The sequence below is a fragment of the Fictibacillus enclensis genome (assembly GCF_001457035.1).
GTDB classification, from domain to species: domain Bacteria; phylum Bacillota; class Bacilli; order Bacillales; family Fictibacillaceae; genus Fictibacillus_C; species Fictibacillus_C enclensis.
In genome coordinates this window covers 42,873-61,316 of record NZ_KQ758624.1, presented here as the reverse complement: position 1 = coordinate 61,316, position 18,444 = coordinate 42,873, and the positions used below count along the sequence as shown (strand labels likewise).

The following is an 18,444-nucleotide window of genomic DNA, read 5'->3' as shown; positions in this document are numbered from 1 at the left end:
ATGGTCGGGAAGACAGGATTTGAACCTGCGACCCCCTGGTCCCAAACCAGGTGCTCTACCAAGCTGAGCCACTTCCCGTTATGGCGCGCCCTGAGAGATTCGAACTCCCGACCTTTTGATTCGTAGTCAAACACTCTATCCAGCTGAGCTAAGGGCGCGTATTATTCTTGATGAGTTTTATGTTATATATGAGAAGCTATTGGTGCGGTCGAGAGGACTCGAACCTCCACGGGGTTGCCCCCACTAGCCCCTCAAGCTAGCGCGTCTGCCATTCCGCCACGACCGCAAAGCAGTTAAAGTTTTAAGTACATTTTTGAAAAAATGGTGCGGGTGAAGGGACTCGAACCCCCACGCCGTAAAGACACTAGATCCTAAGTCTAGCGCGTCTGCCAATTCCGCCACACCCGCATGATGTGTAAATGGTGAGCCATGAAGGACTCGAACCTTCGACCCTCTGATTAAAAGTCAGATGCTCTACCAACTGAGCTAATGGCTCATGAAGATGGCTGGGCTAGCAGGATTCGAACCTACGAATGACGGAGTCAAAGTCCGTTGCCTTACCACTTGGCTATAGCCCAATAATCATGATGCATTTCTTATTTAAATGTTGGTTTTAAGTAAAATGGCGGGCCCGACCGGGATCGAACCGGCGATCTCCTGCGTGACAGGCAGGCATGTTAACCGCTACACCACGAGCCCATTTTAATAAAACAGCTTGTCCGTTTTTTTCTTCCGAAAAATACTTGAAAATACTTGGTTCTTTTCTTCGAAAAGAACTTGGTGACCCGTACGGGATTCGAACCCGTGTTACCGCCGTGAAAGGGCGGTGTCTTAACCGCTTGACCAACGGGCCGATAAAAACTGGCAGAGAAGAAGGGATTCGAACCCTCGCGCCGCGTTAGCGACCTACTCCCTTAGCAGGGGAGCCCCTTGAGCCACTTGGGTACTTCTCTGTATGGCTCCACAGGTAGGACTCGAACCTACGACCGATCGGTTAACAGCCGATAGCTCTACCACTGAGCTACTGTGGAATGTGTTTTTGAGACATTTAATATCATACTTGTTTTTTCTCAAAAAGTCAACTGTTTTTTTCATTTATTTTGTTTATGTAAAGAGCAAGATGTCTTTCAGCGACTTTATTAATCTAACACAGATTTGAACACCTAGTCAACACTTTTCTCACCACTTTTTAAAAACAATTTCCCCCGGCATTTTCCGCACACGTATTTCCTTGTGTCAATCTTGCGCTTCCGCTTGTATTGCTGCTTACAGTCTGTGCATATATAGAGGTATTTATAAGCTTGGGTTGTTCGGGTACCCGGCAGGACTTCACAATATCTCAGGCCGCCCACTTTTTTCAGCAGCTGTTTAAATTCATGATCTTTGTGCTGGTAGCCCCTTCCCTCGATATGCAGATGATAATGGCACAGTTCATGCTTAATGATACCCACTAATGCCTGCATCCCAAACTGTGTCATCTGCTTAGGGTTGATCTCTATATCATGGGACCTGAGTAAATACCTGCCGCCTGTTGTCCGCAAACGGCCGTTGAAACGGGCATTATGCCGGAAGGGTTTGTGAAAATAATCATTTGATACCTTCTCCACGAGCAATTGAAGTTCCCTTTGATCCATTTTCTTTCCTATCCTTTCTCCTTCTATAGAACAAAAAGTTGGTCACATCAACAAGCCATGAGACATAGACTAAATCACGCTTAAATACGCGGAGGTTTTGTCTATGCCCACATGGTTTAAGAAACAACTCAGAAAAGCTTATTTTCAAAAAGACCGTTATCAAATCCGTTTATTAAATCAATGCTGGTTTTTTTATAATCAAAAAAATAGCAACACCGAAAGTAAAAGTCTTCCCTGACAAACAGAAACTTTTTGATTGGATATTACTGCGCCTCCGGAGGCAGCATTGTAAGAGCCACTCTTCCTTTATTGAGATCCACGCTATCCACCCAAACGGTAACAACCTGCCCAACGCTAACCACATCCATGGGGTGCTTCACAAAGCGCTTGGCCAGCTTGGAGATATGAACAAGGCCGTCCTGTTTCACGCCAATATCCACAAAAGCGCCAAAATCAACGACATTTCGCACCGTTCCTTCCAGCTCCATTCCTTGTTTAAGGTCTTCGAGCTTAAGGACATCGGTTTTCAGCAGGGGCTTTGAAAGCTCTTCCCGCACATCCCGGTTTGGACGAAGCAGTCCGTCCACGATGTCATGAAGAGTGGGCACTCCAATATTGAGTTGCGCCGCCATTGCTTCCACATCGATCAATTTCAGCTTGTCTTTCAGGCTATCTGTGCCGATTTCTGCTACCTCACTGTTCATTTCTTTTAAAAGCAACAGCGTTTCTTTATAGCTCTCCGGGTGAATGGCCGTTTGGTCGAGCGGATTTTTCCCGTCCGGAATTCTTAGAAATCCGATACATTGCTCGTACGTTTTCGCACCGAGGCGCGGAATCTTCTTCAGTTCTTCGCGTTTTTCAAACTTCCCTTTTTCTTCTCTCGCTTTTACAATATTTTGCGCAACGGTCTTGGACAAGCCGGCTACATACTGAAGCAAGGAAGAAGAAGCTGTATTCACGTTGACGCCTACCTGGTTTACGGCGGTTTCCACCACAAAGGTCAGGGATTCGTTCAATCGTTTTTGCGATACATCATGCTGATATTGTCCGACTCCAACCGATTTCGGGTCAATTTTCACCAGTTCAGCCAGCGGATCCTGCAGTCTTCGTGCGATAGAAATGGCACTTCGCTCCTCCACCTGAAGGTCAGGAAACTCTTCCCTGGCGATTCCTGAAGCGGAATATACACTGGCTCCTGCTTCGTTGACGATAATATAGGAAACCGGCTCCTTTAAACCTTTAATCGTATCGACAATAAATTGTTCGGTTTCCCTGGAAGCTGTTCCGTTTCCAATGGCGATTACATTGATACCGTATGTATCAATCAGGCCCTTGACGACCGCTTCGGACTTTTGCACTTCCGATCTTGGCGGTGTTGGGTAAATGGTTTGAATATGAAGCATTTTCCCTGTTTCATCCACAACACCAAGCTTGCAGCCCGTGCGGTAAGCGGGATCCACGCCTAAAACCATCCTGCCCTTTAACGGAGATTGAAGAAGCAGGTTCCTCAGGTTTTCAGAAAAGATGTGAATGGCCTGTTCCTCACCCTTATCAGTCAGTTCGTTCCGGATGTCTCGTTCAATGGAAGAAGCAATCAGCCTTCGATAGCTGTCCTCAATCGCCTCTTGTAAATATGGTGCAGCGGGAGATTCCGATTTCTTGATTACCGTCCGGTTCAGCCGCTGAATAATTTTTTCAGCAGGTGCCGTCACTTCCACCTTAAGGACGTCTTCTTTTTCGCCGCGGTTGATGGCAAGAATACGGTGAGGCACGATTTTGCCAACCGGTTCACTGTACTCATAATACATTTCGTAGACCTTTTTTTCGTCTTCTCCGTTTTTCTTTAAAGACGTTTGCAGCTGACCTTCCTTAAACGTCAGGTCTCGGATCCACGATCGAATCGCAGCATCGTCTGAAATCTGCTCGGCTAGTATATCCTGAGCACCTGCGAGTGCTTCTTCAGGTGTATGTACCTCTTTTTCCTCGGAAAGGAACTCTTTCGCCTTTGCCAGGACATCGCCTTGCCACGGCTGGCTCATGAGCCATTCAGCCAGCGCTTCAAGCCCCTTTTCCTTGGCTACCGTCGCCCGGGTTCTTCGCTTTTGTTTGTATGGGCGATAAAGGTCTTCGATTTCCTGCAGTTTTTTGGCGCTTGATATGGAATTCGCCAGTTCATCGGTTAGCTTTCCCTGCTCTCCAATCAGGCGGAGAACTTCTTCTTTACGTTCCTTTAAATTTTCTGCGTATTGCCAGCTATCCATAATATCTTTAATTTGAACTTCATCCAGGCCGCCTGTCAGCTCCTTACGATACCTGGCAATGAAAGGCACCGTGTTGCCGTCCTTCAATAACTCAATCACGTTTGCCACTTGTTTTTGTTTAATGCCCAATTCTTTCGCAATTTCAGTAAATCCTTGATCCAACTCTATTGTTTTTTCCAATAGAAGTACCCCTTTCGAATCCGTAAAAATTACGGGTATACCCTTTTAGTTTAACACTTTCCCGATGTTTTAACGAAAAATGATCAATGAATTCCATATAAAAAAGCACCCCTGGAAGGGCGCCTGGTCGGATGTAAAACCAAAAAAAAAAAGCCGAGGCAACCCGGCAGAGAGATCCATCAAAGGCCTCCAATGTACTTATGCATGCAACACTTTTCCTACGAGGCAGGTAGCGTCATCAATTAATTTTTGAGAAAGATTACCGAGGTAAGCAGCCGATTCCCGAGGCGATATCATATTGGTTAGAATGGAACGGCTTTGCGTATGAATTTCCATTCCATCTGAATAAATGATAAATGCGGTCTGATCATCAAACGGAAATTGCTGTACACGGAACTTCTGCGGCTTTCCGGAAAGAAAACCAACCGTCGGAAGAGGGTAAATTAATTTACGGTCTTCCCCCGCCATCATAAAGCGGATATTTCCCACTCCCGCATAGCGGACGATGCGCTGGTTGAAGTCAATTTTAAAAATGGAAAGCACCGCTCCCCTGGTTCCTTTTAGCTCTTCATTGCATACCTGCATGATTTCCTCAACTTCTAATTGATGATTCTTTTCCACAGCGATCACTGCCGCCTGGGAGGCTTTTCTGGCTAAACCTCCGCTCCCCAGCCCGTCAGCTACCGCACAAATAAAATAATCACGGGTTTCCGTGACATAAAAACTGTCTCCACATAATTCATTACCGTTTTTTGGCTTTTGGAAAGAAGAGACGGCGATTTTGTCATAGGAAAAATCCTGGATCATTTCAAAGCCTCCGATGGTTCCACCCGAATCGCTTCACGAAGCTTCTCAAGTGCTCTCCTCTGCAGACGTGAGACATGCATTTGAGAGATATTCAGGCGCTCCCCTGTTTCTTTCTGGCTCAAATTCTCAAAATACGTGCATTTAAGGATTTCCTGCTCTCTTTCAGAAAGAACCGCAAATGCTTTCTGCAGAAGCATTCTCTTGTCAATTTGATCATAGCCGGCATCCTGTGTTCCCACGAGGTCCAACAGGGTTACTGTGCTGCCTTCCTGATCGGCTTCAATGGAACTGTCTACGGATAGGGCCTGGTAACTCTTGCCCATTTCCATCGTTTCCAGAACTTCTTCCTCCGTAACCTCCAGGTAATCAGCAATTTCCTGGATTTTCGGGGAACGCTGAAGCTCATTTGTCAGATCTTCTACAGCTTTTTTTATGCGGGGTCCAAGTTCCTTAATTCGTCTTGGCACATGGACGCTCCACGTTTTATCACGGATAAACCGTTTAATTTCACCTATGATGGTAGGGACCGCAAACGATTCAAACGAACGTCCAAAGTCGGCATCGTACCTTCGCAATGCAGCGAGCAGGCCGATCATTCCCACTTGGACCAAATCGTCATGAATGCTTTTTCCCTTGGAAAATTTTCGCGCTAGTGAGTGAACGAGATCTTCGTACTGATGTACGAGTTTCGTTTGCAATAGTTCATTTTGCGGATCGTTTTGCAGCTCGTGAATCCATTTATAAACTTCTTCTTTATTGTGTAGGTGCTGGTGAGGTCCTGTCGACATTTTCCTCCACCTCATCTCTGTGAAGATACTTCGTCATCATAACGATCACACCCGCCTCACCGCTGATTTCCACTTTGTCCATCAATGACTCAATTAGGAAGAGGCCCAGACCTCCTTCGTTCAATTGTTCTACGGATTTCCCTTCTACAGGTCCGAGTGATTGGTTTACATCATCGTAATCAAAGCTCTTGCCGTGGTCCACAACCATAATTTCGAGCCGGTTATCATACACCCCGCATCCGACGCGGATCTGTCCTTTTTCCAGCTCCGTATATGCATGATTTACAACATTGGTACAGGCCTCTGAGACAGCAATTTTGATATCCTCAATTTCGTCAAATGCAAATCCCATCCTGTTGGCAATACCAGAAATCGTCAGACGCACCACCCCGACATAATCGGTTTTGGCGGGTACCGTCATTTCGATAAAATCAGAGGCTTTATTACTCATCTGGCCTCCCCCTTTACCTCGTTGTCAATGTCCATTACCTCTGTCAGGCCGGTAATTTCAAATAAACGCTTAACCCTCTCGGTCATTCCGCGCAGCTTTAATGTCCCGTCGTTTTTCTTCGTGGACTTTAATGCTCCGACAAAAATGCCGAGCCCTGTACTATCCATATAATCAATGTTAGCCAGATCAATGACAATCTGGGTATTTTTCACCTCGGTCAGAGGAACCAACATCTCTTTTAGTTTTGGTGCGGTGTACGCGTCTACTTCTCCAGCTAGTGTTAAATAATGAACTCCATTCGTTTCTTCGTGTCTAATTTGCAAATTCATTTTTTTCCCCCCAGGATATTATCATAAACCCATAACACTAATTACCCGTTCTTAAAGGAGATTAAACCATTCTTTTTAGAATGAGCAAGGTAAAGTCATCTCTCAATTCAAATTCCTGAAGTCGCTCGAGCTCGTGAAATACCGAATCCACGATTTCCTGAGCCGGTTTGTGCATATTTTCACGGATGAGTGCAACAATCTCGTCTCGTTCAATAAACCCTTTGCTGGTCCTGCACTCCGTTACCCCGTCCGAAAGGAGAATAATCATATCCCCAGGATCGAGCTGCTTTTCATATTCTTTGTATTTCGTCGTTCTTGATACACCCAGCACAAGGCCTTTGGCAAACATGTCCTCAAACTCATCGGTTGCTGCTTTATAAAAAAAGCCGGGCTCGTGTCCGGCCCCGGCATAGTAGAATTTATGGACATCGGTGTCATAAAGCCCATATAGCATGGTTATAAACATGTTCGGGTGCACGTTCTGTTCAACGACTCTATTCAGATTTTCAAGAAGAAGGTTAGGCTGCATCCTTTGCTCGGGAAGACTGTCCATCGCGTATTTAATCATCGACATGCACAGCGCGGCAGGAATCCCCTTACCGATAATATCCGCTACAGCCACGCTGATTGACTTGTCATCCTTTACAAAATTAAAATAGTCCCCGTTCATTTTCTTGGCAGGAACGCTTTTGACACCAATGTCAAGAGAATCCACCGTCGGCACATCACTGATTAAAAGTGTCTGCTGCATGCTTGCCGCCACTTCAATTTCCGATTCCAACTGTCGCTGGCGGGTCCTCAGACTCTGATGTTCGCGATACGCAAAACCGTACCCGATCATGACCTCCAAAAGAAAATCAAACGCGTCCTTCATTTCCTCGGTCATGTCAGGAAATAACTCATTTAGTACATTTATATGATGGCTGACCACATCTTCAGGCGAGATCTGCTGTTCAATCAGCTTTCGGCTGAACTGCTGTCCTTTGTATAGGGCTGTCTCGTTTTTCCCATTAAGATACGTTGTCAGCAAGTCTTTATATCGATCTATGATGAAATCTCGGTCGTTCATTTAATACCTCCTAACGAAGCCACTTCGTCGCAAGGATTTCAGTTCCGGAGTCAATCGTGGAATCAATGGTAAACTCGTCCATTAAACGCTTTACCCCCGGCAGTCCGGCTCCAAGTCCCCCGGAAGTTGTATATCCGTCTTCCATTACCTTACGAATATCCCTGATTCCAGGGCCATTGTCCACAGCAATGATGCGGAGGCCTTTTCTTCCCATTTGTTCCACGGGCTCAAGGCAGATCTTTCCGCTTCCTGCATATAAATAAATGTTACGTGCCAACTCTGAAATGGCGGTAGTGATACGAGCCTGGTCTACGTTGCCAAATCCGAGTTCTTTAGCCATATTTCTTCCCAATTGCCTTGCGCTTACGATATCCCATTCATTGCAAACCTCTACACAGGATTGGATGTCCATGCTCACCCCTCCAGTTCCAGCTGCAATTTATCAAGCCCTTGTTCCAGGTCAAGAGCCGTCGGAACCTCTCTCATTGAAATCCCCAGGTCGATCAATGTAATTGCTACTGCGGGCTGGATACCGGTCAATACCACTTGCGCTCCCATCAGTTTTGACATGCGGACAACGTCTCCCAGTACTTTTGCAATGAAGGAGTCAATCATGTCTACAGAGGTCAGGTCAATTACTACACCTTTAGCACCGGTGTCATGTATTTTGTTTAACAGGTCTTCCTGAAACTGCAGAGCGGTCTGATCATCGAGCTCTACCTGAATGGTAATAAGAAGATACTCATGCAGCTTCAAAATAGGAATTCTCATTTTCCCCACTCCCTATTTTTCATTAACAATTTGTTGGTTTGTAACTTCCAGAGCTTTTGCCATCCCTTTTTGCAGCGTGCTTTTGGTAGGGAACAGGCTGAGGTCAATCCCAAGGCTTACAATCGTTTGCGCAATTTCAGGACGTATCCCGACCAAAATGCAGGTAGATCCCAAAAGCCGGACGGCATCCGCCGCCTGAATGATGTGGTGGGCTACCATTGTATCGACAACGGGCACACCGGTTATATCAATAAGAACCACCTGTGAACGGTATTGAATAACACCTTCCAGAAGGTTCTCCATTATTAACTTCGCGCGTTCCGTATCAATGGTTCCGATCAATGGCATCACGCTAATATGCTGAAAGACCGGAATAAGCGGTGCCGATAATTCCAGCAACGCGGACTTTTGAATGGAAACGGTACGCTCCCAAAGCCGGGATGAATTTTCAACCACTGAATTTAGAATGGGATCCATCCAGCGGTCCACTTGCCTATATATTTCAAACGCCGCATCTTTTTGAATATCTTCTTCGGTGATGATTTCCAAAACTATACGGCGAAAGGATTGCAGCCCTTGTGTTAAATATTCAAGCGGCATATTCGCACGCAAAACTTTATCGAAAAAACGTTTCAATGTCCCGTCCTCAGAAATATCTCCCTGGCTGATATGGCTAAACAGGAGCGATAAAAACTCCTTGTTCAACTGTTCACGCATATAGGGTGTTATGGCGCTTGTTGTCGATTTGTACTCATCAATTTCGTCAGACCACAACCCATCTATTTCCGTGCGTTTATTCAGGATCATATCGATGATGGCCGCATTCAAATTCTATACCCCCTTACGTCGGTACACTACTTTCATTATTCCACTTATCATTCATTCTTGCAATCTTTTGCTATATAGTTCGCTTGTAAACTGGATTTCCTGTTCCAACTTTCTCTGTAAGTTGTTTCCATTAAAAAAACCGCCACTTTCCCAGAAGAAAACGGCAGTTTTTAAAAGTCAATAAGACCAAGACTGATTTGTAACGCTTCATCAACGCGACGCATCATTTCATCGTCCAGATGCGTAATTTTGTCAGTTAGCCTTTGTTTATCAATTGTTCGAATTTGCTCCAGCAAGATAACGGAATCCCGTTCAAATCCGTACTTTTTCGCATTGATCTCTACATGCGTCGGCAGCTTCGCCTTTTGGATTTGTGCTGTAATGGCTGCAACAATAACTGTAGGACTAAATCGGTTACCGATATCATTTTGAATAATTAGAACAGGTCTGATTCCCCCTTGTTCTGATCCAACAACCGGGGAAAGGTCTGCAAAGTAAACGTCTCCGCGTTTTACGATCAAAGGCCTACACCCCGCTAACTAAGCGGTCTACGGTAATTTCAGCTTCCTCCTCTAAAAGAAAGGCTTCTGATGCAATGTTCAAATTAATTTTCGCCATTTCCATATAACCTTGTCTCATAGATTCACGAATGTGACGTTTCTTCTTTTCGCGAATATACATCTTGGTTGCCTGATGGATAAATTCGCTACGGTCCAAATTCTCATTCTTAATCATCCGGTCAATTTCATTGATAATCTGTTGAGGAAGACTGATAACGATCCTCTTTGTGTTCGCCAATTCGGACACACCTACACCTCCAGAGCAAAGCTTCTGCGATTTGCTACGATCATTCTTAACCACATATAATCTTATCATTTCACCAAAGGGTTTGCAAAACGATTTCAAAGTAAAATATTCTTCATGTTTTTTAATAGTCCTGCTAATATTCTGCTAAAAATTTAAAATTACATTCACTTTTTCTAAAATTCGACCCTGTTTCTTATAAATCCGGGGTACTCGTGATGTAATTAAACAAGGAATTTCGTAGTTTATCGTATCATTTTGAAGTGCTACATCATCCATGGAGATCTTTTCGCTTCCCTGTTCCCCAATGAGGGTGACAAGGTCACCAACCTTCATTTCAAACGGCAGGCGCACCATGCATTGATCCATGCAGATTCTGCCCACGAACGGAACCTTGATTCCGCCCGCAATCGCATGGCCCTGATTCGCGTAACGCCTTTGCCAGCCGTCGGCATATCCGACTGGAAGGGTGCCGATCCATTCTTCCTCTGTGGCCGTATAGGTGGCACCGTAGCTAACCGTATCTCCCGGCTGCACTTTTTTCACATGAACCAGCCGTGTATTTAGCGTAAACGCCTCTTTCAGCGGAAACGGCAATACATTCTTGAGTTCGCCAGAAGGGGCCAGTCCGTACATTGAGATTCCGATTCTCGCAATATTGAAGATTTGCTTTGGAAAGCGGAGACTCGCCGCACTGTTCCCACAATGGATGTACCTTGGCACAGCTCCCAATTCCTTCAGCCAGGCCAGACTTTCGGAAAACCGTTCAAATTGCTGTTCCACCAGAGGAGATTCCAGTTCATCCGCTGTGGCAAAGTGCGTAAATACTCCTTCCAATTGGAGGGAAGGATACTTTTCTATCGTTAAGACAAGTTCCTGTGTTTCCTCTTTATCTCTTGTTCCAATCCGCCCCATGCCGGTATCCACTTTCAGGTGCAGTGCTACCGGCTGGCCATCCTGCAGGTGGGCCGAAGCTTCCCTTGCCCAGGACGCCTGAAACACAGTGAGCGCAATATTATACTTGGCAGCAAGAACTGCATCTTCCGGCCTTGTTCTGCCCAATACAAGAATGGGTGCCTTGATTCCTTGTTGTCTGAGGGACAATGCCTCATCCAATAGCGCCACGGCAAGATATGTGGCGCCGGCCTCCAGCGCGGTTTTCGCCACCGGCACAGCTCCATGTCCATAGCCATTGGCTTTAACTACCGCCATAATCTCGGTGGTGTCTGGCAGCAGGCGCCGGAACGAGCGGATATTTTCTTCTATGCAGGATAAATCAATCTCCGCCCAGGTATCTCTATAAAACTCTTCAGTATCCAAACCTATCCGTCCCATCTATCTATATCATTTCATTCTAATCATTGGTCTATTCGTTATTCTACAACATCCACGGCAATTGTGTAAGAGCAAATAGAATAAAAATGGCTGATTCACCATTAAGGAATCAGCCGGCCACTTCTTTTATTATTTTGACCCTTGCGCGGAAACAGAACGGGCGATAGCCATCAGTTCTTCCTGATCCAGTGAGTTGGAGGCTAAAAAGAAATCAGTGCCTTTATACGTCCAGGAGATTGATTTGTCATTCATCGCACCCACCGTGAAGCCGAGATCGACCGGTTCTCCACCCGGCATCGTCAATCGTTCTCTCTTGGCGGCGGCTGTTTCTACCGCTACATTTTTTCGTTCAATCAATGTAAACGATTTTTTCTTTTCATCCGTGTAGCCGAGGACCACTTGTTTTTCCCCGTCGGCCATGACTTCTTTCTCATTCGTCAATTCAATATTTCCAGGACCCATATATTGCGGGTACAGCACTTCCATTTCTTTTTTTGGCTCACCGGCCTGGCTCATTGCCGGCAGCTCCAGCTGGGCGCCTGTCATGTTCGTTTCCATATCGAAGGCACCTTTATCAAACTTGGCATTGAACTTGACGTTTTTGAACTCCAGTTTAACCAGTTCCTTAGCATCCTTATCCATAATCCGGACCGAGCTCGGATCCAGGTCCTTATTTAAAATAATTTCCTGCTGATACAGGTTTTTGTTTTGATAGTTGGTTTTGGTATGGAAAACATACGAGTTTTCTTTTGCCTTAAACCCGCGGTCCGTGTCATTTAAAATATCGGCAGCTAGCGACTCAAACAAGTAGACCTGACTATTATTTTCCGGCCAATCGCTCTGAAATCTGAAACTTTTATTCAGCGCAGGCGTTAATACAAATACACCCTCTTTGTTTCTCAGGATCATCTGGCTCTGGTCCTTTTTGGCGTTTTTCAGGTTCACCCGGTAAAAGTTAGGTTTCTTGTGCCACACTTCAAGATTATACTGTAACGGTTTTTCGCCAGTATTCAGCGTCATGACGGCGTCCGCTTTATAGCCCGTCATTTCTTCCATTTTCTTATCCAGTGACGCTACAACATCTTCCTGGCTTTTTGCTCCGCAGCCTGCCAATCCGAATATGAACAGAAGCGCCATCAAGGATAATGATAGTGTCTTCTTCATTTTCTTATCCCCTTTGCCCTTTATTTTACAAAGGAGGTTCACCGCTGCTGTGTCCGACGCCAACAGGATGTCCCTCCCCACCGCATTACACTATATGTGGACAAAAGGGACATTATGCAGACTAGCTTGACAAGCAAACCAACTTACAGGACGGTTTCAAGAATAACCTGGGCCACTGCAAAGTCCTTGGAATGGGAGATGGAAAGATGAACACGTGCCTCCGAACCTGCCACAATGACCGGCTTTCCATTATCATTTTTGGTAATTTCGATATCCTGCCATGAAAGGTGCCTGCCGATTCCTGTGCCGAGCGCTTTGGCATAGGCTTCTTTAGCGGCAAAGCGGCCGGCCATAAATTCCGCCTGCCGTCTGCCGCTGAGCTTTTCAAACACAGCAAGCTCCCTTTCCGTAAGGATCCGTTCGGGAAAGCGGTGCTGCTTCCGGCATACTTCCTGGATTCTTGTGATTTCAACAATATCGATCCCTGTTCCTATAATCATCAGTCATTTCCTTTCCGGCATGGTATTTCTTATTTGTATTACCGTTATGCTAAGATTAATATACTACATTCAGGTGGTGATGCTGGTTGTTCGTAAGAGAGGAGAATTTCAAAACATTCATCAGGCTATATCCGGTAATATCGATCATAACAGCCGTTCATTTGATCGTTTTCCTGCTGGCTAACCTCGGGCCGCAGGCGGATTTTATTTATTATTACTTTACCGGGTCCAATTACTTTATTTCACAGGGAGAATACTGGCGTCTGTTCACGCCGATTATTACTCACGTCAGTCTCAGCCACGTGCTGTTCAACACGTTCTCTCTTGTTATTTTCGGTCCCGCTTTGGAACGTATACTGGGAAAAGGAAAATTTATCATTGGCTACTTAGGCGCAGGCATTATTGCCGATATCGCTACCTATTTTCTTCTTCCACTAAACTATGCCCACATCGGGGCCTCCGGTGCCATTTTCGGACTGTTCGGCATTTACCTGTATATCCTGTATGCCCGAAAAGAATATTTGGGGCGCGCGAATAAACAGATTCTCATCGTTGTTTTGGTTTTCAGCCTGATTACCACCTTCACAACGCCTGGCATCAACATCCTTGGCCACTTGTTCGGGCTCATTGCCGGCGCAGCTCTGGCTCCTGTATTAATGGCGTTTGTTCCACGACGGAGATAAAAGCAAAAAAAGACACCAAGCCAGCATGCTTCGGTGTCTTTTATTATAGATATTTTTTCATCGCTTCCTGAAGGGTGGACAAGAAAGAGAATTCCACTTCTGAATTCAGCTCATGCATTTGTCGGGCATGCCCGGGTTTTACACCGACAATTACTGATGCGATGCCGCCCATATAGGAAAGCACCCTGAACAAACTCTCCATTTGTTCCAATCCTTCGAGTGTAATAGAACCCACACCGGTAAAATCAAAAAGGATGGTATCAAGATCTTCACGATACGCACTTTTCAGCGTATTTCCTCTGATTGAATTGATTTTGCGGGGAGTGATGTCGCCAAACATGGGAATCAAAGCCACCTCATCCGACAGCGGAATAAAAGGACCTGAGAGTCTGTCAATCTCCTCTAACGCCTGTTGAAGCTCTTCCTTTTTTTCAAACAGTTCAAAATCCGTGCTGGACAACCTGCTCTGCAATCGATATACCATGTTTTCAAGATTTTTGTTTTGCTCGTTTTTTTTGATGCAGATCAAGTGGCCGTTCAAGTAATGATCCCAAGAAATGTAGAGATCGAAAAGCTCCAGCGGGTAGTTTTTGGTTTTCATGCTGATCTCCATGGGTTGTGCCCCATCAGAGGTCTGAAGAAAATTTTTCAGCTTTGCCACACTTTCCTCGTCCACAATCGAGGTAATGTTTTCAGTAATTGTAAAAAGGGCCTCCGCTTGTTTTGAAAAATTAAGGATGTGGAAATCGGTATTAATTTTAAAATATGGAACCGGTAATACATAATCAGTAACGGGCATTTTGCTTCTCTCCTGTACTATACACACTCAGCCAGCTGTGAAGCTCCTCCACATCTTTTATAATCACTGTTTTGTCAGAACAGTAGGGCCTGAGATCATACTTTTCTGCCAAACGGCCACCGACTAGGACAGTGGGACCATAATTCAAATCCTCCAATGCTTTTACATAGGTTTGCAGATTAGGCAGGTTATAGGCAATAGAAACCGAAAGCCCAATCACATCCGGCATCCATTTTTTTGCCGTATCCACCGTATATTCGAGCGGCAGATCCGCACCCATGAATCGGGAATGCCAGCCTTCCTCTTCAAATAATCCAGAAACCATTTTAAGGCCAAGGGCATGCTGCTCCCCTTCAAGGCATGAAAACATCGCTTTATGGTTTACACTGTGACGGTTCATTGCAAGGCTTTTGCCGGGACTGTAATGATATTGGGCCAGGACGAAATCACAAACGGCAGTAGCCAGATGTTCTTCTGCCACCGTAATATCATTTCGTTCCCACAATTCGCCAATATAGCGCATGGCCGGTGTCAGCAGCTCGTTATACAGTTTATATCTCGGGGTGTGCTTAGCAATCTGACGCAAAAGTTCGGTCGCACGCTGCTGATCTCCATTTAAAAGAAACTCCGCAAATTGCTGCGGTGAATGTTGTTGCACCGCAATCCCCCCTTTATGCCTTTTCTTTTAATACCCTTATTCCTTCTCCAAGATAGGACCGATAAGCTGAAACCCTGTCATCATCAGGCATATCGGCTAAAATCTTATCAATTTCATCAAAGTTATAAATTAAAAGTTCGGCTGTCATCCCGAACTTTTCAAGAATTCCATTGAGCCAGCTCGCATAGTCCGAAAAAAAGACTGGGTTTTTCAATTCGTAGGCTGTCTCTAAATGCTTCATATGGTGATAATTGTCTTCGATGGCTTTTTTCTTTCCCTTTTCTCCGTATCGGTTCTGGAGATCGGGATAATCTTCGTACATCTTTGTAACTACCTTATTAACAATATCATCTACTGGAATTTGTGTCATGTGGCTACCACCTTGTATTGTTTAACTGCCGGGATAACGGCGGCCAGCTCCTGGTCAGGGTACTTCTTTTCCATGTCATGGATGTCCTTGAACTGCTGGCTTCTTACCCATTCCAAATAATGCTCCTTTGTATCAAAGGTCAATTGAACGGTAATTTCCCCCGGCTTTTTTTCATTCTGAAGCAGCAGGAAATCCAAAAAGCCCACTGCGTCATCTACAAGACGGGATCGATTTCTGTATATGTTAATGACTTCTTCCGCTTTTTGTTCCGGTACATCGAATGTTGAGTGGACAATATACATGCTATACCCCATTTCATGAGTTAGTTACCATTTGTTTTATAACGTTCAACCAGAATAATCGTTTCCCCTTCCCAATTTATAGAAAACAAGCCTGTTCCCTATAACTTTCGCCCACGTATAACAAAAACAGGGAATAGCAGCTATGCTTTGCCACTAGTTGCACAAACAAGGAAAAATATGAGAAGGAAGGGGCGCAAAAAAAGAGAGGACTCTACCTCTCTTCTTCCGTGATCCTCTTTTTTCCAGTTAAACCAAGGATAAAATGGCCGTCATCATCAGTAAGATGAAAAGCGTGACTACCAATATCCTTACTTTCGTATTAATATCCATAAAAATCCCCAATCTGCCCTATTTGATAAAGGTATAATTCTTTTCGTATCTTCTCATCCGCTGCAAGGCTCTACGTCTTTTGTTCCTCATCCGGATCATCACCATCAAAGCAGTAAGCATAAGAAACCCGCTGTAAAAGAAAAGGGCTGTTCTTGTCGTTAACTGAAGGGCCAGTTTGCTGCCGGTCGCTTCTCCTGAAGAATGGGCAGCCATTTGACTGGCTTCCTTTTTCGGACTCGGCTGGAACAGCTGGACAGCAGCCAGTGAGTCACCCGCACTGTTTTTTAGTGTCAGCTCTCCCGAAGCTGATACATTTTTAAGCACATGCTCTCCAACCGGCAGGGTTACTTCAAGGTCCTCTTTTAAGGCGTGTTTCCTGCCGGCCGGATCTTCAATGAGTGTGCCTTTGGAAATCTTCTGCCTTTGGAAATGGCTGAAACCGTAATCAAATAATGATGTCGTATCGCTGTATGCCACCTTGGAGGTAGAAGCTTTTAAAACAACCGCAATAAATTCCATGCCATCCCTGGATACCGAGGTTACCAGTGTATGCTTAGACTTGTCCACATAACCGTTTTTCACCCCGGTCGTTCCCGGATAATCCCAAAGCAGACGGTGATGGTTCACGAGTGTGGTATCCCATCCCTTTACATGCCAGGGAAGGTTCTTGATTTTTACAATCCTTCGAAATTCACTGTTTTTCATGGCGTATTGCGTGATCTTTGCCATGTCTTCGGCCGTGGTGTAGTGATCCGGATTAAACAGGCCGTTCGGCGTCACAAAATGGGTATGCGTGGCTCCGGCCTTTTTGGCGAATTCATTCATTTTGTCGGCAAATGAAGGTACATCTCCAGCCAGGTATTCTGCAATGGCAACCGCCGCATCGTTACCGGAATTCACCATCATTCCTTCAACAAGTTTTCGTAATGGGATCTGTTCACCCTCGTTTAAATAGACGCGGGTCCCTTCAGTTAAGGTCGCATTTTTGCTCACTGTCACGGTTTCATCCATTTTTCCGGAGTCGATGGCAAGGATGGCTGTAACAATTTTGGTAACACTTGCTGGATACATTTTTTTATTATCCTTTTTATTATAAAGGACATTTCCTGTTTTTTGGTCAATTAAAATGGCGCTATTACTCTTAATGTGGGGTGCTTTATCTTGTTCAGCAAACACCGGCGCAACCGGCGCAAGCAGTCCTGAAAGAAAGCAGAGGTAAACAATAGTGTGGAAAAACTTCTTCATTTGCCGCGAACAACTCCCGTCTTCATACTACTCCCTTACTAAAGGGTTCGAACTAAACCTTACACTAATAATGGTCAGGCGAACAGTTTTCGTGTTATTTTTTCATAACATGTTAACATTCGACTTAACATTCGACAAAAGACGGCAAACCTCTTCTTTTTTTGTAGAAAATTAGCGGCAAATTTTTCAATGGTTTATTTAAAGCGGCTCTTTCGGCTGCGGCTCTTTAGCAAGTCGCCGGTCCATCCTTTCATTCTTAACCAAATATAAATGCTGGCGATTGAAAGGCCGATGAGACCCAGGGCAATCGCGTATCCTGCTTTCCAGTCGAGTTCTGGCATGTTTCGAAAGTTCATTCCCCAGATGGAGCCAAGCATCATGCCAGGTGTGAAAATGACGGTCATAACGGTCAGTGTTTTCATGATTTCATTTCCACGGTGGGAAGAAAGTACCTCCTCAAGCTTCAGCATCGTGTCAATATCGTGCTGGTAGTGGTTGATGAGATTTAGCGTACGCTCAATTCTGACGCTTGTCCTCCTGTACTCGGTCGTTTGGGTGATTTCATCAAAAAAGGCTTCCTCTGCCGCAAGCTTGATTTCTTCAACCGGTATCGTCAAATCTGTCCAAATTAACAGTTCCTGACGCAGGTCGTAAATACGATCCAAGAGAACTTGATTGTTGTTTTGCCTTAAATCGTATTGCAGTTCTTTCAGCTTGTACTCAAAATGATCGATTCCATCCAGATAATTGTTGAGCACTTCCCCCAGCAGGATAAAAAAACCTTCAACTGCGGTTTTGCATTGATGCATCTGCCGGATCATATCTTTCTTGATGGTACGGCCCAGCCTGACAACTTCCAATCCCACCGTCACAAAATAAGACCGGGTGATATAAAAATGAAAGAAGTCGTGATCAAATTCCTCTTCTTCTTTTTCATAAGTCAGGCAGCCATGGAGAACCGCTTCGTTTCCATAGTTTTCAATGCGAAGATAATTCGTGTTTTGTTCCTCTACATTTTCCAGCCACTGCGTACAATCCGGCAGCTTATGAACCATCTCTTTGATGTGTTCTGCTTTATGATCTATGGATTCTATTTCATACCATTTCCAGTTTTCCAAGAATCGATGGTTCATCTG

At 45.0% G+C, this 18,444-nt stretch carries 23 protein-coding genes and 10 tRNA genes; 2 read left to right on the top strand and 31 right to left on the bottom strand.

All coding sequences use genetic code 11. The features are described 5' to 3' along the window. Position 1: 1 nt before the first annotated feature. The 11 genes from AS030_RS22365 to AS030_RS22315 all read right to left on the bottom strand — a co-directional run bounded on the left by AS030_RS22365 (position 2) and on the right by AS030_RS22315 (position 1,634). Positions 2 to 78 (bottom strand) — tRNA-Pro (locus tag AS030_RS22365). A gap of 3 nt (positions 79 to 81) precedes the next feature. Then, positions 82 to 158, bottom strand: a tRNA-Arg gene (locus AS030_RS22360). A 42-nt stretch (positions 159 to 200) separates the two neighbouring features. After that, positions 201 to 286, bottom strand: a tRNA-Leu gene (locus AS030_RS22355). A gap of 36 nt (positions 287 to 322) precedes the next feature. After that, a tRNA-Leu gene (locus tag AS030_RS22350) sits at positions 323 to 408 on the bottom strand. Positions 409 to 420: 12 nt separating this feature from the next. Continuing rightward, positions 421 to 496 (bottom strand) — tRNA-Lys (locus AS030_RS22345). Positions 497 to 503: 7 nt separating this feature from the next. Next, positions 504 to 578 (bottom strand) — tRNA-Gln (locus AS030_RS22340). 45 nt (positions 579 to 623) lie between these two features. Further along, positions 624 to 699: transfer RNA gene (locus AS030_RS22335), tRNA-Asp, on the bottom strand. 79 nt (positions 700 to 778) lie between these two features. Next, positions 779 to 853: transfer RNA gene (locus tag AS030_RS22330), tRNA-Glu, on the bottom strand. A 9-nt stretch (positions 854 to 862) separates the two neighbouring features. After that, positions 863 to 953: transfer RNA gene (locus AS030_RS22325), tRNA-Ser, on the bottom strand. Positions 954 to 956: 3 nt separating this feature from the next. Continuing rightward, positions 957 to 1,031, bottom strand: a tRNA-Asn gene (locus AS030_RS22320). A 132-nt stretch (positions 1,032 to 1,163) separates the two neighbouring features. Beyond that, positions 1,164 to 1,634 carry a SprT family protein gene (locus AS030_RS22315; RefSeq protein ID WP_061975895.1) on the bottom strand — a complete coding sequence of 157 codons (471 nt, stop codon included), beginning with the start codon at positions 1,632 to 1,634 and terminating at the stop codon, positions 1,164 to 1,166. A 103-nt stretch (positions 1,635 to 1,737) separates the two neighbouring features. Between AS030_RS22315 and cmpA the strand changes: the two genes are divergently transcribed. Then, a complete protein-coding gene (cmpA, locus tag AS030_RS23900) occupies positions 1,738 to 1,872 on the top strand; it encodes a cortex morphogenetic protein CmpA (RefSeq protein WP_129478408.1) in 135 nt (44 codons plus the stop codon). 25 nt (positions 1,873 to 1,897) lie between these two features. Here the strand turns inward: cmpA and AS030_RS22310 are convergent, their stop codons facing one another. From AS030_RS22310 to acpS, 14 genes are all read right to left on the bottom strand, one after another. Beyond that, positions 1,898 to 4,075: a Tex family protein gene (locus AS030_RS22310; protein WP_061975893.1), complete on the bottom strand. Its 2,178-nt coding sequence runs from the start codon at positions 4,073 to 4,075 to the stop codon at positions 1,898 to 1,900. Between the two features lie 198 nt (positions 4,076 to 4,273). Next, positions 4,274 to 4,882: a protein phosphatase 2C domain-containing protein gene (locus AS030_RS22305; RefSeq protein WP_061975891.1), complete on the bottom strand. Its 609-nt coding sequence runs from the start codon at positions 4,880 to 4,882 to the stop codon at positions 4,274 to 4,276. Continuing rightward, the gene (gene sigB / locus AS030_RS22300; RefSeq protein WP_061975890.1) at positions 4,879 to 5,670 is read right to left on the bottom strand and encodes an RNA polymerase sigma factor SigB; all 792 of its coding nucleotides are present in this window, start codon (positions 5,668 to 5,670) and stop codon (positions 4,879 to 4,881) included. Before sigB ends, AS030_RS22305 begins: the two co-directional genes overlap by 4 nt. Then, complete coding sequence (rsbW, locus tag AS030_RS22295) at positions 5,636 to 6,121, bottom strand: anti-sigma B factor RsbW (protein ID WP_061975888.1); 486 nt, start codon at positions 6,119 to 6,121, stop codon at positions 5,636 to 5,638. Before rsbW ends, sigB begins: the two co-directional genes overlap by 35 nt. Beyond that, entirely contained in the window at positions 6,118 to 6,450 is a 333-nt protein-coding gene (locus tag AS030_RS22290) for an STAS domain-containing protein (RefSeq protein ID WP_061975886.1), read from the bottom strand. The genes rsbW and AS030_RS22290 overlap by 4 nt, the downstream gene beginning before the upstream one ends. A gap of 61 nt (positions 6,451 to 6,511) precedes the next feature. Further along, positions 6,512 to 7,519: a PP2C family protein-serine/threonine phosphatase gene (locus tag AS030_RS22285; RefSeq protein ID WP_061975883.1), complete on the bottom strand. Its 1,008-nt coding sequence runs from the start codon at positions 7,517 to 7,519 to the stop codon at positions 6,512 to 6,514. A 10-nt stretch (positions 7,520 to 7,529) separates the two neighbouring features. Next, the gene (locus tag AS030_RS22280; protein ID WP_061975881.1) at positions 7,530 to 7,931 is read right to left on the bottom strand and encodes an anti-sigma regulatory factor; all 402 of its coding nucleotides are present in this window, start codon (positions 7,929 to 7,931) and stop codon (positions 7,530 to 7,532) included. Positions 7,932 to 7,933: 2 nt separating this feature from the next. After that, complete coding sequence (locus tag AS030_RS22275) at positions 7,934 to 8,290, bottom strand: STAS domain-containing protein (RefSeq protein WP_061975879.1); 357 nt, start codon at positions 8,288 to 8,290, stop codon at positions 7,934 to 7,936. A gap of 12 nt (positions 8,291 to 8,302) precedes the next feature. Further along, positions 8,303 to 9,118 (bottom strand): STAS domain-containing protein, encoded by an 816-nt coding sequence (locus AS030_RS22270; protein WP_061975877.1) that lies wholly within the window; start codon positions 9,116 to 9,118, stop codon positions 8,303 to 8,305. 170 nt (positions 9,119 to 9,288) lie between these two features. Further along, positions 9,289 to 9,639, bottom strand: coding sequence for a type II toxin-antitoxin system endoribonuclease NdoA (gene ndoA / locus AS030_RS22265; protein ID WP_007200228.1), 351 nt, complete (start codon positions 9,637 to 9,639; stop codon positions 9,289 to 9,291). A gap of 4 nt (positions 9,640 to 9,643) precedes the next feature. Next, on the bottom strand, positions 9,644 to 9,925 hold the full coding sequence (locus tag AS030_RS22260; RefSeq protein WP_061975875.1) for a CopG family ribbon-helix-helix protein: 282 nt from the start codon (positions 9,923 to 9,925) through the stop codon (positions 9,644 to 9,646). Positions 9,926 to 10,069: 144 nt separating this feature from the next. Next, entirely contained in the window at positions 10,070 to 11,257 is a 1,188-nt protein-coding gene (gene alr, locus AS030_RS22255) for an alanine racemase (RefSeq protein ID WP_061975872.1), read from the bottom strand. A 129-nt stretch (positions 11,258 to 11,386) separates the two neighbouring features. Further along, a complete protein-coding gene (locus AS030_RS22250) occupies positions 11,387 to 12,421 on the bottom strand; it encodes a LolA family protein (protein WP_061975897.1) in 1,035 nt (344 codons plus the stop codon). A gap of 143 nt (positions 12,422 to 12,564) precedes the next feature. After that, the gene (gene acpS, locus AS030_RS22245) at positions 12,565 to 12,921 is read right to left on the bottom strand and encodes a holo-ACP synthase (RefSeq protein ID WP_061975870.1); all 357 of its coding nucleotides are present in this window, start codon (positions 12,919 to 12,921) and stop codon (positions 12,565 to 12,567) included. Between the two features lie 86 nt (positions 12,922 to 13,007). Between acpS and AS030_RS22240 the strand changes: the two genes are divergently transcribed. After that, positions 13,008 to 13,604 (top strand): rhomboid family intramembrane serine protease, encoded by a 597-nt coding sequence (locus AS030_RS22240; protein ID WP_061975868.1) that lies wholly within the window; start codon positions 13,008 to 13,010, stop codon positions 13,602 to 13,604. A gap of 43 nt (positions 13,605 to 13,647) precedes the next feature. On the opposite strand, the gene AS030_RS22235 is transcribed toward AS030_RS22240, so the two are convergent. From AS030_RS22235 to AS030_RS23895, 6 genes are all read right to left on the bottom strand, one after another. Beyond that, a complete protein-coding gene (locus tag AS030_RS22235) occupies positions 13,648 to 14,403 on the bottom strand; it encodes an STAS domain-containing protein (protein ID WP_061975865.1) in 756 nt (251 codons plus the stop codon). Then, positions 14,390 to 15,061 carry a cobalamin B12-binding domain-containing protein gene (locus AS030_RS22230; protein ID WP_061975863.1) on the bottom strand — a complete coding sequence of 224 codons (672 nt, stop codon included), beginning with the start codon at positions 15,059 to 15,061 and terminating at the stop codon, positions 14,390 to 14,392. Before AS030_RS22230 ends, AS030_RS22235 begins: the two co-directional genes overlap by 14 nt. Before the next feature lie 13 nt (positions 15,062 to 15,074). Beyond that, the gene (locus AS030_RS22225) at positions 15,075 to 15,431 is read right to left on the bottom strand and encodes a hypothetical protein (RefSeq protein ID WP_061975861.1); all 357 of its coding nucleotides are present in this window, start codon (positions 15,429 to 15,431) and stop codon (positions 15,075 to 15,077) included. Next, positions 15,428 to 15,733: an antibiotic biosynthesis monooxygenase family protein gene (locus tag AS030_RS22220; RefSeq protein WP_061975858.1), complete on the bottom strand. Its 306-nt coding sequence runs from the start codon at positions 15,731 to 15,733 to the stop codon at positions 15,428 to 15,430. Before AS030_RS22220 ends, AS030_RS22225 begins: the two co-directional genes overlap by 4 nt. 348 nt (positions 15,734 to 16,081) lie before the next feature. Next, on the bottom strand, positions 16,082 to 17,308 hold the full coding sequence (locus tag AS030_RS22215; protein ID WP_061975856.1) for a D-alanyl-D-alanine carboxypeptidase family protein: 1,227 nt from the start codon (positions 17,306 to 17,308) through the stop codon (positions 16,082 to 16,084). A gap of 194 nt (positions 17,309 to 17,502) precedes the next feature. After that, complete coding sequence (locus AS030_RS23895) at positions 17,503 to 18,441, bottom strand: magnesium transporter CorA family protein (RefSeq protein WP_061975853.1); 939 nt, start codon at positions 18,439 to 18,441, stop codon at positions 17,503 to 17,505. Positions 18,442 to 18,444: the final 3 nt, after the last annotated feature.

What these genes read in the sequence shown, in the direction of transcription:
- AS030_RS22220 (WP_061975858.1), bottom strand. Translation starts at nt 15,733, where the DNA reads ATGTATATTGTCCACTCAACATTCGATGTACCGGAACAAAAAGCGGAA.
- alr (WP_061975872.1), bottom strand. Translation starts at nt 11,257, where the DNA reads ATGGGACGGATAGGTTTGGATACTGAAGAGTTTTATAGAGATACCTGG.
- cmpA (WP_129478408.1), top strand. Translation starts at nt 1,738, where the DNA reads ATGCCCACATGGTTTAAGAAACAACTCAGAAAAGCTTATTTTCAAAAA.
- sigB (WP_061975890.1), bottom strand. Translation starts at nt 5,670, where the DNA reads ATGTCGACAGGACCTCACCAGCACCTACACAATAAAGAAGAAGTTTAT.
- AS030_RS22215 (WP_061975856.1), bottom strand. Translation starts at nt 17,308, where the DNA reads ATGAAGAAGTTTTTCCACACTATTGTTTACCTCTGCTTTCTTTCAGGA.
- rsbW (WP_061975888.1), bottom strand. Translation starts at nt 6,121, where the DNA reads ATGAGTAATAAAGCCTCTGATTTTATCGAAATGACGGTACCCGCCAAA.
- AS030_RS22315 (WP_061975895.1), bottom strand. Translation starts at nt 1,634, where the DNA reads ATGGATCAAAGGGAACTTCAATTGCTCGTGGAGAAGGTATCAAATGAT.
- acpS (WP_061975870.1), bottom strand. Translation starts at nt 12,921, where the DNA reads ATGATTATAGGAACAGGGATCGATATTGTTGAAATCACAAGAATCCAG.
- AS030_RS23895 (WP_061975853.1), bottom strand. Translation starts at nt 18,441, where the DNA reads ATGAACCATCGATTCTTGGAAAACTGGAAATGGTATGAAATAGAATCC.
- AS030_RS22225 (WP_061975861.1), bottom strand. Translation starts at nt 15,431, where the DNA reads ATGACACAAATTCCAGTAGATGATATTGTTAATAAGGTAGTTACAAAG.
- AS030_RS22275 (WP_061975879.1), bottom strand. Translation starts at nt 8,290, where the DNA reads ATGAGAATTCCTATTTTGAAGCTGCATGAGTATCTTCTTATTACCATT.
- AS030_RS22290 (WP_061975886.1), bottom strand. Translation starts at nt 6,450, where the DNA reads ATGAATTTGCAAATTAGACACGAAGAAACGAATGGAGTTCATTATTTA.
- AS030_RS22305 (WP_061975891.1), bottom strand. Translation starts at nt 4,882, where the DNA reads ATGATCCAGGATTTTTCCTATGACAAAATCGCCGTCTCTTCTTTCCAA.
- AS030_RS22235 (WP_061975865.1), bottom strand. Translation starts at nt 14,403, where the DNA reads ATGCCCGTTACTGATTATGTATTACCGGTTCCATATTTTAAAATTAAT.
- AS030_RS22280 (WP_061975881.1), bottom strand. Translation starts at nt 7,931, where the DNA reads ATGGACATCCAATCCTGTGTAGAGGTTTGCAATGAATGGGATATCGTA.
- AS030_RS22250 (WP_061975897.1), bottom strand. Translation starts at nt 12,421, where the DNA reads ATGAAGAAGACACTATCATTATCCTTGATGGCGCTTCTGTTCATATTC.
- AS030_RS22285 (WP_061975883.1), bottom strand. Translation starts at nt 7,519, where the DNA reads ATGAACGACCGAGATTTCATCATAGATCGATATAAAGACTTGCTGACA.